This window comes from Streptococcus sp. 27098_8_12, from assembly GCF_041432115.1.
In the GTDB taxonomy this organism is placed as follows: domain Bacteria; phylum Bacillota; class Bacilli; order Lactobacillales; family Streptococcaceae; genus Streptococcus; species Streptococcus parasanguinis_V.
In genome coordinates this window covers 160,616-173,827 of sequence record NZ_JAPVZA010000001.1, presented here as the reverse complement: position 1 = coordinate 173,827, position 13,212 = coordinate 160,616, and the positions used below count along the sequence as shown (strand labels likewise).

The following is a 13,212-nucleotide window of genomic DNA, read 5'->3' as shown; positions in this document are numbered from 1 at the left end:
ACGAAATCGAATTCTAACGAATGACCGATTTCTGTCCCACTCTCGTTGATTTTGTACTAGAGTTGTCTATCAGCGTTTAGACCATGTTTTAGGGAGGAAGAGAAGAATCATTGGATAGATTTCAAGTCGTCCGGCAATCATGGCTAAGGAAAGTAACAGTTTTGAAATCGGACTAAAGATGGAGAAGGTTTGACCTGTTCCAATCATAGGTCCAATGTTGTTGAAACAACTAAAGACAGCGCTGACAACCGTCATGAAGTTATTATTGTCTAGACTGACTACAAAGAGTAGGCCGATCGTGATAAAACTGTATATTGTAAAGTACTTGAGGATCTGATGCTGTGTATCCTTATCCAATACCGTATCATTGACATGCAAGGTCAGAACGCGATTCGGAGACAAGGTCGAAAGAACCTGATTTTTTGCGATTCGCCATAAGGTCAAGCACCGAATGACTTTTAGCCCCCCGGCGGTCGATCCAGCAGAACCACCTACAACCATCAGCATCAAGAGGATGAACTGAGAAAAGAGAGGCCATTTTTCCGTCGTTCCATAACCAAAACCGGTGGTGGTAATGATATTGGAAACTTGGAAGAATGAAATTTCAAAACTCTTAGCGACATTGGCATAGAGATGAAGGACATTGTAAGCGATCAAGACACTGGACACGAGGACGATGGTGATATAGGTCCGCAATTCCTCATCTTTAAAGAAGGCCTTGAATTTTCGGATCATGAGGAAGTAGTAGAGGTTAAAGTTAACCCCGAAGACTAAAACCCCGATACTGACCAAATAGGTGATTAAACTACTATTGTAGTGGGCAATTCCGTCGTTAAAAACGGTAAAGCCCCCGGTTCCAGCCGTCCCCATGGCGATGACAAAACTATCATAAAGGGGCATGCCGGCAAGGAAATAAAGAACCACAAAAAGGAAGAACAAGCCCAAGTACAAGAAGTAGAGGATTTGAGCTGTGTTTTTTAATTTGGAAACGACCTTCCCAAAAACTGGACCAGGAACTTCTGCCTTCATGACTTCAAGGTGGCTGTTCTTGTTATTGTCCATAATTGCAAGGGCGAAGACCAATACTCCCATCCCCCCAATCAAGTGGGTAAAACTGCGCCAAAAGAGGAGAGAATGGGTGAGGACACCCACATCATCTAAAATCGTTGCCCCTGTTGTTGTAAAGCCGGAGCTGACTTCAAAGAAGGCATCGATAATGTTTGGAATTTGGCCCGAAAAGACAAAGGGAAGGGCACCAAAGAAGGACCATAGGATCCAACAAAGTGCTACAATCAGGACTCCTTCTTTAGCATAGATGTGAAAGTCCTTTGGTTTGTGAAAACTACCAAGGAGGCCAAACGCAAGTAGGATGGCCATGGTTGCTCCAATAGAGACAAAGACTTTGGCAGGTTCCTGATAGATCGTAGCGACGACTAAGGGAACGATTAGGAGACCTGCCTCGATTAAGAGGAGTTTGGATAAGAGGTAACGAATCATGCTTCTATTCATCAGGCTTACCTCTCAAGTAGATCGTAGATTTTAGTGACATTTTGAATCAAGGTGGTCACGATAATCCGATCCCCTACCATCAAACGGTCATCCCCATTTGGGAAAATAGCCTTGCCGTTTCGAATAATGGCAGCGATCAAAACGCCCTTCTTCAATTTCAATTCAGAGAGGGAATATTGGGTTAGTTTGTTGTCTTCCTTAATTTGAAACTGCAAGGTTTCAATCCGGCCGTTTGCGACATGGTGCAAGGCTTCTAGGTTTGAGAACTGTGCATTGTAGCGCCCGCGAATAAAGTGCATAATGGTGTCTACAGCGATGCGTTTTGGAGTGACAATACTGGTCATATCCTGATCGCCAATGATCTCCAACAGACTGGTTCGGTTGACTTTGGTAATGTTCTTTTTGACTCCGACAGAATCCAAGAACATGGAGGTGATGATGTTTTCTTCATCGACCCCTGTCAAAGTAGCCACAGCATCAAAATTATTGGCACTCTCTTCTAAAAGAATGTCTTTAGCGGTTCCGTCTCCATGGACGACATAGAGGTCAGGGAATTCTTGGCTAAAGAATTCAGCTCGTTCGCGATTGACCTCGATGACCTTGAGATCGATTTTGCGGCGCACATCCTGGAGAATATTGAGCAGATAGTAGGCAATTTTTCCGGCACCAATCATCATCATGCTCTTAATGACCTGAGGTCGGACATTGTTGTGGAAGAGAACGATCTCGATCCTATTTCCTGTCACGAAAATCTTGTCTTGGGGCTGCAAAACAAAGTCTCCATTTGGAATCGTGAGTTCATTGCCACGCTCGATCGCACAAACAATGACATTTCCGTATTTCTTTCGGAATTGGGATAGGCTCATATCGCAGAGATTGCTATCTGGCTTGATCTTAAATTCCATCAAGGCTACCCGACCATTGGCAAAATGCTCCACAGAAAGGGCATTTGGGAAGTCAATGATATTGGCAATATAACGTGCTGTCAGCAATTCCGGATTGACAACTAGGGAGAAGCCCAAGATATTTTTTTCCTTGAAGTAGGAATTAGAATATTCCGGATTCCGTACCCGAACGATGGTCTCTTTGGCTCCCATTTTTTTAGCCAAAACAGCAGAGACCATATTCACTTCATCGTACTCGGTCATGGAAATGAAGATGTCGCAGTCTTCAACATCCGCTTGCTCCAAGATCTTGAAATTTGCCCCATTTCCTAAAATTCCAATGATATCAAATCGTTTGGTAATATGGTTAAGAACGGATTCGTCTTTTTCGATCAAAATAACATCGTGGTTTTCAGCAACGAGAGAACGACAAAGGGCCGTTCCGACCTTTCCTCCACCAACAACAATAATTTTCATAGAATACCTCCAGAGTATGCTTCTATCATACTCTATTTTCAAGAAAAATTCATCTTTTTTAAGGATTTTCTGGTGGAATTTTGAGAAGCTAAGAACAAGTAGGAAAAATCGTCAAAAGAGTAGAACGAGGAGGGATTGAAAACTTTGGTAAAGTTTCTTAAAAAAATCTAAAAAAACTATTGACAGGAGCTTCAAAAGTGTTATACTTAGAAAGTACCTTCGTTGATTTACCTCAAACCTGTTGTGAGTTAAGTTAATGAAGCTGTAACCACGCTGTTTGCTGAGCTTGACTCCGGGCAGTGTGGCTATTTTTTTATCAGAAAGAGATCGAGTATGAATATTGAAGAACTGGACTACCAAGAGTCAGCTGCTCAAAACCACATCGTCTTGTTCCAACCTCAGATTCCACAAAATACGGGAAATATTGCACGGACTTGTGCGGCGACCAATTCCCCCTTGCATATCATACGACCCATGGCTTTTCCGATCGATGATCGCAAAATGAAGCGAGCAGGACTCGATTATTGGGACAAGCTGGATGTCCGTTTTTATGATAGCCTAGAAGAGTTTATGGAAGCAGCGAGCGATGGTCAGGTACACCTAGTGTCCAAGTTTGCAAATCAGACCTATTCGGACGTTTCTTATCAGGATGGGAAGTCCCATTATTTCTTGTTTGGACGCGAGGATAAAGGTTTGCCGGAAGATTTTATGCGCCAGCACGAGGAGAAGGCCATTCGCATTCCGATGAATGATGAGCATGTCCGTAGTTTAAATGTCTCCAATACTGTCTGCATGATTGTCTATGAGGCACTCCGCCAGCAAGGTTTTAAGGGGCTGGAGTTGAGCCATCGTTATGAGCACGACAAGCTCAAATAAGAACGAAAAATTAAAACCCGAACGATGTAATCCATGACGTTACAAAAACTTGCCTAGGCAAGTTTTTTTTGTTATCATAAAAGGGTCTTCAGGGCAGGGTGTAATTCCCGACCGGCGGTGACTTTTACGAGGAAATGTTCTTTTCCATACTCTAAAAGAAGTCCGCGAGCGCAAGCTGATGTGGTGTGACTCCACAACCGACAGTATAGTCTGGATGGGAGAAGACGAGAGACGAATAGACTGACAGCTATTCTGATCTGTTTAGAGTTGATGCATGGGAATAGTACCTTGGAGTCTAAGACTGACTAACGGCATGTTTCGATGGAGACCAGCTAAAGTAACTAGAATAGTTTCTAGTTTAAGCTTTGTTTAAATAGTTTAGAGTAGAATGATGGAGTAGACGTCTTTCCAGCTTCTCTAATTTTTAAAAAATTGGAGGAACCTGTTATGACAAATACACGTAAACTGACCCTAGTGGCTGTTTTATCCGCTTTATCTTTTATTTTGATGTTCTATCAATTTTCTTTCTTGATAGATTTCTTCAAAATTGATTTGAGTATCATCGCCATTTTGTTGGCCTTGGTCCTGTTGGACTTTAAAAGTGCCGTTTGGGTGACCTTGATCCGATCTGTTCTTAAATTAGCCCTTAATAATAAGGGGCTTGAAACCTTGATCGGATTACCAATCAATATCATTGGTGTTCTTGTTTTTGTCCTTGCTTTTGCTTGGATTTGGAACAAAGAACGGACCCATGGTCGATTTGTCCTGGCAACGATTGTTGGAACGATCAGCTTGAGTATCACGATGGTGTTGGTGAACTATGTCTATGCAATCCCTTTGTATGCTCGTTTTATGAACTATGATATTTCGAAAACACTAGGGCTTGTCCACTATTTAGCCGCAATGGTTGCACCGTTTAACCTGATCGAAGGGGTGATTTGGGCCATCGCATTTGGGTTGATCTATACCTTATTGCAACCGATTTTGAAAAAATATGAAAAATAAACAACAACATTGGGCGAAGGCAAGCTTCGCCCTTCTCTTTTTTGTCATTCTCGGGTATGTGATTCGCTTTTACCCGCAACAATTAACAGGCTTTGATAGCACGATTCAATCTGCTATTCGAGGCGATCTGCCTGCACCACTGACAGCCTTCTTTACCAAGGTAACCCATGTCATGGATACCAAGATCATTGTCATCTGGGTGGGTCTTTTGCTAGCTGTCTTTGCCTGTAAGAAATGGTACAGCGAAGCCCTCTTTCTGGGGAGCAATCTGGTATTGACTGGTCTTTTGGTTCTTCTTCTAAAGAATATCTACCAGAGACCGAGACCAAGTATTCTTCATCTAGTAGAGGAAAAAGGCTTTTCTTTTCCAAGTGGTCATTCACTGGCGTCTACCCTTGTTTTGGGAAGTTTGATCATTATCATCAGCCAACATGTAAAAAATAAAACAGCCTGCTATTGCCTTCAAGGCTTGCTGGTTCTGGGAATCGTGACCATTGTGGTTTCCCGCGTTTATGTCGGGGTCCACTATCCATCAGACGTTCTTGGCAGTATGATTTTGGGCCTTGCTGTCTTACAGTTTGAGTATCCCTTGTATGATCGCTTGCGATTTCAATGGCGCTTTACAGGCAAGCAAAAATAAGCATCTAACAACTAGGAGTTGAACTCGCGTTTTGAGTTCGACTCTTTTTTTGCTATAATGAAGGGTATGAAATCCTACAATACCTTGAATGATTATTATCGAACCTTATTTGGAGAAAAGACCTTTAAAGTCCCTATTGATGCAGGCTTTGATTGTCCCAATCGAGACGGAACAGTCGCCCACGGTGGCTGTACTTTTTGTACGGTCTCGGGTTCAGGAGATGCCATTGTGGCCCCAGAAGCTCCGATTCGAGAACAGTTTTACAAAGAGATTGATTTTATGCATCGGAAATGGCCAGATGTGAAGAAGTACCTGGTCTATTTTCAAAATTTCACCAATACCCACGATAAAGTGGAAGTCATTCGAGAGCGGTATGAACAGGCCATCAATGAACCAGGAGTGGTAGGAATCAACATTGGTACGCGTCCGGACTGTTTACCAGATGAGACCTTGGCCTACCTAGCAGAGCTGACAGAGCGCATGCATGTGACGATTGAGTTGGGGCTTCAGACGACTTATGAAGCGACGTCTGAATTGATCAATCGGGCCCATAGTTATGATCTCTATGTTGAAACAGTCAAGCGTATTCGTAAACAGGTGCCTAAGGCAGAGATCGTCTCCCATTTGATCAATGGCCTTCCTGGGGAGACGCATGAGATGATGGTGGAAAATGTTCGCCGTTGTGTGACTGATAATGAAATTGATGGCATCAAGTTGCACCTCTTGCATTTGATGACCAATACACGGATGCAACGGGACTATCATGAAGGACGACTTCAACTCATGAGCCAGGAGGAGTATGTCAAGGTCATCTGTGACCAGTTGGAGATCATCCCCAAACACATTGTCATCCACCGGATTACAGGGGACGCGCCACGGGATATGTTGATTGGCCCTATGTGGAGTCTCAACAAATGGGAAGTCCTAAACGCTATTGAAACTGAAATGCGTCGTCGTGGAAGTACCCAAGGATGTAAGCTAGAAGAAAAGGAGACTGCTGATGCTTCGACCACTTGAAATGGCCCATCAATTTTTAGCAGAAGTCATCACCAAAGAAGATGTGGTGGTGGATGCGACCATGGGAAATGGACATGATACGGCCTTTTTAGCCCAACTAGCAGGCCAGGTCTATGCCTTTGATATTCAAGAGCAGGCACTTGTCAATACCCAAGAAAGATTGGAAAAGTTGGGACTTCAACATGTCCGGTTGATTTTGGATGGCCACCAGCATGTGGACCAATATGTGGAGACCATCAAAGCAGCTATTTTTAATCTGGGTTATCTGCCATCTGCGGATAAATCGGTCATTACTCTTCCAGCTACCACGATTGAAGCGATGGAGAAAATTTGTGTTCGCCTAGAAAAAGGTGGGCGAATGGCTATTATGATCTATTATGGTCATGAGGGAGGAGACATCGAGCGTGATGCAGTGCTGGACTTTGTCAGTCAGCTCCCTCAAAAAGACTATACAGCGACCATCTACCGGACACTGAATCAAGTGAATCAGCCACCGTTTTTGGTCATGATCGAAAAATTAGAAAGCTACCGTCATGGATAAAGAATATTTAAAGAATAAAATTGAAGGATTGAGACATCATTTTGTCGAATCAACCATCCACGAGCGTGCAATGGGTTTTTATGATGAAGCCCATATGACCAAAAAGATGCTCAAAATAAAAAAGAAATTGGTTTCGCTTGAGATGGAACGGTCCCAAAAGAAGATTGAGCACAAGGATGTAACCAAGACAGACCAAAAGATTGCGGAGTTAAAACAGCAATTTGAGACCTGCTGCCAAGAACGCTAAGGAGGGAGTGATATGGAACTACTCCTTTATGCAGTGATCTTTTCGATGATTTTGATCATCTCAAATGCCACGAATAAACTTGTGCCGAGTCTTCCTCTGCCCTTGATTCAAATTTTACTAGGGATTGGTTGGGCCCTCTTTGTACCAGAAGAAAATTTTCATCTGGATACCGAGCTCTTTCTGGCCTTGGTCATTGGCCCTCTCTTATTTCGAGAAGCAGAAGAAGCAGATATTACTTCTGTCTTAAAGCACTGGCGGGTCATCCTCTATTTGATTTTTCCAGTGATTTTTATCTCAACCATTAGTTTGGGCTGGGCAGCTCACTCTTTGTGGCTGAGCCTTCCATTAGCAGCCTGTATGGCCGTGGGGGCAGCCCTGGGGCCTACAGACTTAGTAGCCTTTGCCTCCCTGTCTGAGCGCTTTAGCTTTCCAAAGCGGGTTTCGAATATCTTAAAAGGCGAAGGATTACTAAATGATGCCTCAGGTCTAGTTGCCTTTCGAGTGGCCTTGGCAGCCCTTGCGACCGGTAGTTTCTCTCTTGGGGAGGCAGGGGTTTCCTTAGGAATCTCCATCATTGGAGGATTTGCGGTGGGGATCTTGACGGCCTTTGTGAACCGTTGGCTACAAAGATTACTCTTGAGTGTTCGCGCCAGTGATATTGCCAGTGAATTGTTATTAGAACTGAGTCTCCCTCTGTTAACCTTCTTCTTAGCAGAAGAACTCCATGTCTCTGGGATCATTGCAGTAGTTGTGTCAGGGATCCTAAAAGCCAGTCGCTTTAAGCACATTACCCTCCTTGAAGCGCGGGTAGATACTGTGAGCCATACTGTCTGGAATACGGTCAACTTTATCTTAAATGGGTCGGTCTTTGTCATCTTAGGAATGGAATTGGAAATGATCGCCAAGCCCATCTTAAGTAGTCCCATTTACAATAATCTTCTTTTAGTTCTTTCGGTCTTTTTGTTGACAGCCTTGCTCTTTTTGATTCGTTTTGTCATGGTTTACCTCTTTTATTGGTTCCGAACGGTTCGACTAAAAAAATCGTTGAGAAATTATCTAAAAGATGCCTTGTTGTTGACCTTTTCGGGTGTGAAGGGAACGGTTTCGATTGCGACGATTCTTTTGATTCCAACCAAGATCGAAAAAGAATACCCTATCCTACTCTTTTTAGTGGCAGGAGTTACCCTTGTCAGCTTTATTGCTGGCTTAGTGGTGCTTCCAAAATTATCAGAAGACAAGGAAGAAACCAATGACTACTTGATGCAGATCGCGATTTTAAATGATGTCGTCATGGAATTAGAAGCAGATCTAAAGAATAGCAAGCACAAGGGTCCCTTATATGCGGCGATTGATAACTACCATGGTCGCATAGAAAACTTGATTCTAGGCCAAGAAAACAGGCTCATTCAAAAGGACTGGGAACAGTTGAAGCTCCTGATTTTGAGTATTGAAAGTGACGGCTTGGAACAAGCCTATGAAGAAGGGAAGATTCGAGAGCGGGGCTACCGCGTCTACCAACGCTATCTTCGCAATATGGAGCAACGTGTCAATCGCAATCTTTCGTCTCGTTTAACCTATTACCTCTTGGTGTCTTTCCGTCTCTTGCGTTTATTAGTTCATGAGATCTTAACTTTTGGGTCTGGCTTGCGAAACTGGTGGACCCGAGAGGACAGCAAGTTAGAGGCCGTTGATTATGACCAGATTGCGGCCCTTTATCTGGCCAATACGGAAATCATTATCGAAAGTTTGGAAGACCTCAAGGGGGTTTATCGGAGCAGTTTGATCTCTTTCCTACAAGAATCTCGTCTGAGAGAGACAGCTATTATTACCAGTGGGGCCTTTGTGGAGCGGGTTATTAATCGCGTGAAACCAAATAATATCGATGAAATGTTGAGAGGCTATTATTTGGAGCGTAAGATTATTTTTGAATATGAAGCGCAACACCTGATTACTGCCAAGCAAGCGCGCCGTATGCGACAAAATGTCAATGAATTAGAAAGCTATTCCCTAAGAGAAAGTGCCAATACGCTTCCATACGATTTGATCGAGTATGCACGGAATCGTTGAGATAAGAGTAAAAGAGGCTGGGACAAAAGTCCTAGCCTCTCAATTATTTTTGGATTGTCGATCAAGACGCAGTGGTTGAGTGGACTCTACTACGCTGATTTCATCAGCTTTTACAGCCCTACTCAACTGTGCGGAGGTGGGACGATGAAATCGAATTCTGACGAATTACCGATTTCTGTCCCACTCTCTTTTTGCTTTATTCATTTTCTTTTCAGTGTGCGATTTCTGGTTTGACAAAGAGTCGCTCATCACCAAGATCAATAAGGGATACTGGTGCTTCATAAAATTGGCTAAGGACATGAGGAGTTAGGATCTTTTCCTTTGGTCCTTGCTCGACCACTTGGCCATGTTTGAGTAAGAGGACATGGGTCATGTCTGTTGTAATTTCCTCGGCATGGTGGGTGACGTAGATCATGGTAGGCGCGTGATCCAGTTGTTTGATATGATGGATCTGACGGAGGAGCTTTTCTCTGGCAAAGAGATCCAATCCACTAGAAGCTTCGTCAAAAATGATCAGATCAGGCTGGTCCATGAGGCTTCGTGCAATGAGAACGGTCTGCTTTTCTCCCTGAGAGAGCTCCCGGTATTTGCGGCCGATCAAAGAGCTAGCCCCAATTGAAGTTAGCATATCCCGTGCCCAGTTCAGTTCTTCTTCCCCGTATGCAGCATATAAGATACTACTCTTGTATTGACCAGTTAGGACAATTTGCTCTGTCAAAAGATGTTCTGGCAGTCTTTCTGAAATAAAGGAGCTAACGATACCAATACGCTTACGTAACTCAGGAATACCCCCTTCTCCAAAGCGGGTTCCAAGGACCGTTACCTGGCCAGAACTAGCCCAGTATTCAGACATGAGCAGTTTGAGGAGGGTCGATTTTCCTGCTCCATTTAAGCCTAAAATCGCCCAACATTCATTTTCTTTTACTTGCCAGTTAATCTCTTTTAAAAGGGCTTTTCCATTGCGGATCAAATTGACGTCTTGTAGTTCAATCAAATTATTCATAACTTCATCCTTTTGATTAAAATCTCCTTTATTCTATCATAAAATATGGTAGAATAGAAAACAGGAGGTAAGGAATGTTTCGAAATAGTAAATTGTTATTCTGGACATGTGAGATCTTATTATTGACGGTGATTTTCTATATTTGGAAATCAATGGGGACTTTAATTTCTCCATTTGTATCTGTTCTGAATACCATCCTCTTACCATTTTTAATTGCAGGTTTTTTATATTACATTACCAATCCGATTGTTGAATTGTTGGAAAAACATTTAAAAATCAAGCGTGTGTTTGGGATTTTGATCACCTTAGTACTCTTGTTTGGGATCATTGGCTTAGGGATCTTTTATCTGCTCCCTATCTTAATTAATCAGTTAACCAGCTTGATCAATTCAACTCAAGGACTTTACTGGGAAGTTCAAAGTTTGGTTCGAAAACTCTCGACCAATCCTTTGTTCCAGAATGTGAATATCCAGTCGACGATTCAGCAGTTGAATCTCTCTTATATGGATATCCTACAAAATCTCTTGAATAGTGTGACCAACAGTTTAGGAAGTGTGGTTAACACCATTGTCAATACGGTCTTTATCTTGATCATGACCCCTGTCTTCTTGGTTTATTTCTTGGTCGATGGGAAGAAGTTATTACCGATGTTGGAGCGGACCATTTTACGCAATGACAAACTCCACATTTCAAGCCTCTTGATTAGTTTGAATGAAACGGTCTCTCGCTATATTAGTGGGATTTCGATCGATGCCTTTATCATTGGAACCCTAGCCTACATTGGCTATAGTTTTATTGGATTGAAGTATGCTTTGGTCTTTGCCATTTTTTCTGGATTGGCCAACCTCATTCCATATGTAGGACCAACCATCGGGTTGATTCCGATGATCATCACCTATGCCTTCACAGATATGGATATGATGATCAAAGCAGTCATTTACATGTTGATTATCCAGCAGATCGATGGGAATATTCTTTATCCGCGTATCGTTGGAGGCGTGATGAAGGTTCACCCGATTACCATTATGGTTCTCTTATTGCTCTCAAGTAATATTTACGGCATTATCGGGATGGTCGTTGCGATTCCAGTCTATTCGATTGGAAAAGAAATTGTAAAATTCTTGGTGAATCTTTATGATAACCACCGTGCTGCTAAGGAACAGAAGAAAAAAGAAGAATTTGGAATCATTAATAAATCTTAGACTCTAGCGCCTATATGGGCCTTGGAGTCTTTTTTGTACATTTTTTTGAAAAAATACCGTAAAAAAGTCAACAAGTGCTATGAAATGTGTTAAAATATAAGTGATTTTGAAAGAAAATATGAAATTAGGTAGGGAAAGATGAGACTGCTCTTATCGAAAAAACAAAGACGCCAATTGCAATTATTGGAAATCTTGATTAAGGAAAAAAGATGGTTCCACTTGAAAGAGTTGGCCAAGCGTTTGGATTGTACAGAACGTTCGTTAAAAGAAGATTTGTCTAATCTTCGTAGTACATTTGATGACTTTTTAATTGAATCCTCTACCAATGGGATCAAGATCAGTTATGAGGATTCGGTTGGGCTTGAGGTGATTTACCATCACTTTTTTAAAGAATCACAAGCCTTCGCCTTGATTGAATATCTCTTTTTCAACAAGGATGTTTCCAATGAATATATTTGCAGAAAGTTTGATCTGAGTTACCAGTCTTTCTACCGCTTGATTCGGACGATTAATCAGAAGCTTCAAACAAAATACAATGTAAAGATTGATTTGAAACCCTTGAATCTTGTCGGAGATGAGATTGACGTTCGTTTCTTTTATGCCCAATATTTTGCGGAACGTTATTACTATATGGAATGGCCTTTCCCAGAATTTAAGGAAGAGGCGGTGACCGATTTGATCACCTTCTTCTTCAAGCTCTATGGCTATCCATTGACCTTCTCTGTCCTCAGGTCTTATAAAGTTCTCTTAACAGTCTACTTATCACGGATTAAGCAGGGCTATTTTATTGACATGCCAACCAACTATGATGTGTATAAGGACCAGTATCAAGGAGTGACCAATGTCGAGGAGATGTTGCGCTACTTTAGCTTGCAGTTGGGTGTCGAGTTGAATGAAAAAGTGCTGGAGCAGTTCTTTATCATCTTCATTCAAGAGAATTTCTATTTCAGCCCAGAAAGCTTGATCGAAGCTGCAGAAACAGATCCTTATGCCAAAGAATCGACGACGCTCATCAGAGATATGTTCAAGGATCTATGCTATACCTATGATTTAGACATTGAAAATCTTGATGAGATGTTGATGCATGTCCATAACACGTCTCATCTCGATCGGAAGGAATTATTCTCTGAGTTTCTCTTGTTTGATACCAAGACCAATACCAACGAAGATTTCATGAGCATCTTCCCAGCCTTCTATGATGATTTGAAGGAGCATATCATCACTTATATGAAGACCATGAAGCATGATCTGAATGATGAAATCATCAAGCACATGATCTATACGGTCTATACTCACTGGGAACGTCTCTTACCGCAGTTATTGCGCCGTCGGAAGTCCATTAAGGTCTTGATTATCAGTCGTTTTGACGATCACCATGCCAAATCCATGATCGATTTCCTTGATTTCTACTGTACGGATAACTTTGAATTTACGCAGATGATCAAGTACAATCTGACAGTGGATGATATTGAAGCTTCGGATGCCGATGTAGTGGTGGCCAACTTTATGATGCCTGAATTAAAGAAAAAACCATTTATTTGTACAAGTAGTCTCTCATCGCTTGAGCTGGTTGAAAAACTTAATGCCTTCTTTTATGATTTTACCAGTGCAGAGCATTAAAGACAAAGCCTTCTTAGAAACTTTCCTTAGGTGAGTACGGACGTCAGCGAACTTCGAAGAAGTTCCATGACTAATTAAGATACAAAGGGCGTTCGCGGATAAAGTCAAAATAGGAAGTTTGACG

12 protein-coding genes and 1 riboswitch are annotated in these 13,212 nt (G+C 42.2%); of the genes, 9 read left to right on the top strand and 3 right to left on the bottom strand.

Annotated features, from left to right (window positions below):
- Positions 1 to 69: 69 nt before the first annotated feature.
- Together O3629_RS00810 and trkA are read right to left on the bottom strand one after the other, a co-directional pair.
- A complete protein-coding gene (locus O3629_RS00810) occupies positions 70 to 1,509 on the bottom strand; it encodes a TrkH family potassium uptake protein (protein WP_371608561.1) in 1,440 nt (479 codons plus the stop codon).
- A gap of 5 nt (positions 1,510 to 1,514) precedes the next feature.
- Positions 1,515 to 2,870: a Trk system potassium transporter TrkA gene (gene trkA, locus O3629_RS00805; protein ID WP_371608560.1), complete on the bottom strand. Its 1,356-nt coding sequence runs from the start codon at positions 2,868 to 2,870 to the stop codon at positions 1,515 to 1,517.
- 333 nt (positions 2,871 to 3,203) lie between these two features.
- Between trkA and O3629_RS00800 the strand changes: the two genes are divergently transcribed.
- The 7 genes from O3629_RS00800 to O3629_RS00770 all read left to right on the top strand — a co-directional run bounded on the left by O3629_RS00800 (position 3,204) and on the right by O3629_RS00770 (position 9,263).
- Positions 3,204 to 3,746 (top strand): tRNA (cytidine(34)-2'-O)-methyltransferase, encoded by a 543-nt coding sequence (locus tag O3629_RS00800; protein WP_003005113.1) that lies wholly within the window; start codon positions 3,204 to 3,206, stop codon positions 3,744 to 3,746.
- A gap of 80 nt (positions 3,747 to 3,826) precedes the next feature.
- Positions 3,827 to 3,976, top strand: a riboswitch (FMN riboswitch).
- 202 nt (positions 3,977 to 4,178) lie between these two features.
- A complete protein-coding gene (locus tag O3629_RS00795; protein ID WP_324252899.1) occupies positions 4,179 to 4,751 on the top strand; it encodes an ECF transporter S component in 573 nt (190 codons plus the stop codon).
- Positions 4,741 to 5,391 carry a phosphatase PAP2 family protein gene (locus tag O3629_RS00790; protein WP_371608559.1) on the top strand — a complete coding sequence of 217 codons (651 nt, stop codon included), beginning with the start codon at positions 4,741 to 4,743 and terminating at the stop codon, positions 5,389 to 5,391. Before O3629_RS00795 ends, O3629_RS00790 begins: the two co-directional genes overlap by 11 nt.
- Before the next feature lie 57 nt (positions 5,392 to 5,448).
- Positions 5,449 to 6,408, top strand: coding sequence for a TIGR01212 family radical SAM protein (locus O3629_RS00785; RefSeq protein ID WP_023918876.1), 960 nt, complete (start codon positions 5,449 to 5,451; stop codon positions 6,406 to 6,408).
- Positions 6,392 to 6,949 carry a class I SAM-dependent methyltransferase gene (locus tag O3629_RS00780; protein WP_070675084.1) on the top strand — a complete coding sequence of 186 codons (558 nt, stop codon included), beginning with the start codon at positions 6,392 to 6,394 and terminating at the stop codon, positions 6,947 to 6,949. Before O3629_RS00785 ends, O3629_RS00780 begins: the two co-directional genes overlap by 17 nt.
- Positions 6,942 to 7,196 carry a hypothetical protein gene (locus O3629_RS00775; RefSeq protein ID WP_045759757.1) on the top strand — a complete coding sequence of 85 codons (255 nt, stop codon included), beginning with the start codon at positions 6,942 to 6,944 and terminating at the stop codon, positions 7,194 to 7,196. Before O3629_RS00780 ends, O3629_RS00775 begins: the two co-directional genes overlap by 8 nt.
- Positions 7,197 to 7,208: 12 nt before the next feature.
- Positions 7,209 to 9,263, top strand: coding sequence for a cation:proton antiporter (locus O3629_RS00770; protein ID WP_371608558.1), 2,055 nt, complete (start codon positions 7,209 to 7,211; stop codon positions 9,261 to 9,263).
- Between the two features lie 211 nt (positions 9,264 to 9,474).
- Here the strand turns inward: O3629_RS00770 and O3629_RS00765 are convergent, their stop codons facing one another.
- Positions 9,475 to 10,266, bottom strand: coding sequence for an ABC transporter ATP-binding protein (locus O3629_RS00765; RefSeq protein WP_024054785.1), 792 nt, complete (start codon positions 10,264 to 10,266; stop codon positions 9,475 to 9,477).
- A gap of 74 nt (positions 10,267 to 10,340) precedes the next feature.
- Between O3629_RS00765 and O3629_RS00760 the strand changes: the two genes are divergently transcribed.
- Positions 10,341 to 11,468: an AI-2E family transporter gene (locus O3629_RS00760; RefSeq protein ID WP_003008322.1), complete on the top strand. Its 1,128-nt coding sequence runs from the start codon at positions 10,341 to 10,343 to the stop codon at positions 11,466 to 11,468.
- Between the two features lie 138 nt (positions 11,469 to 11,606).
- Positions 11,607 to 13,088, top strand: coding sequence for a M protein trans-acting positive regulator PRD domain-containing protein (locus O3629_RS00755; RefSeq protein WP_371608557.1), 1,482 nt, complete (start codon positions 11,607 to 11,609; stop codon positions 13,086 to 13,088).
- Positions 13,089 to 13,212: the final 124 nt, after the last annotated feature.

Coding starts and splice junctions, on each gene's coding strand:
- O3629_RS00810 (WP_371608561.1), bottom strand. CDS start 1,509: ATGAATAGAAGCATGATTCGTTACCTCTTATCCAAACTCCTCTTAATC.
- trkA (WP_371608560.1), bottom strand. CDS start 2,870: ATGAAAATTATTGTTGTTGGTGGAGGAAAGGTCGGAACGGCCCTTTGT.
- O3629_RS00800 (WP_003005113.1), top strand. CDS start 3,204: ATGAATATTGAAGAACTGGACTACCAAGAGTCAGCTGCTCAAAACCAC.
- O3629_RS00790 (WP_371608559.1), top strand. CDS start 4,741: ATGAAAAATAAACAACAACATTGGGCGAAGGCAAGCTTCGCCCTTCTC.
- O3629_RS00785 (WP_023918876.1), top strand. CDS start 5,449: ATGAAGGGTATGAAATCCTACAATACCTTGAATGATTATTATCGAACC.
- O3629_RS00780 (WP_070675084.1), top strand. CDS start 6,392: ATGCTTCGACCACTTGAAATGGCCCATCAATTTTTAGCAGAAGTCATC.
- O3629_RS00775 (WP_045759757.1), top strand. CDS start 6,942: ATGGATAAAGAATATTTAAAGAATAAAATTGAAGGATTGAGACATCAT.
- O3629_RS00770 (WP_371608558.1), top strand. CDS start 7,209: ATGGAACTACTCCTTTATGCAGTGATCTTTTCGATGATTTTGATCATC.
- O3629_RS00765 (WP_024054785.1), bottom strand. CDS start 10,266: ATGAATAATTTGATTGAACTACAAGACGTCAATTTGATCCGCAATGGA.
- O3629_RS00760 (WP_003008322.1), top strand. CDS start 10,341: ATGTTTCGAAATAGTAAATTGTTATTCTGGACATGTGAGATCTTATTA.
- O3629_RS00755 (WP_371608557.1), top strand. CDS start 11,607: ATGAGACTGCTCTTATCGAAAAAACAAAGACGCCAATTGCAATTATTG.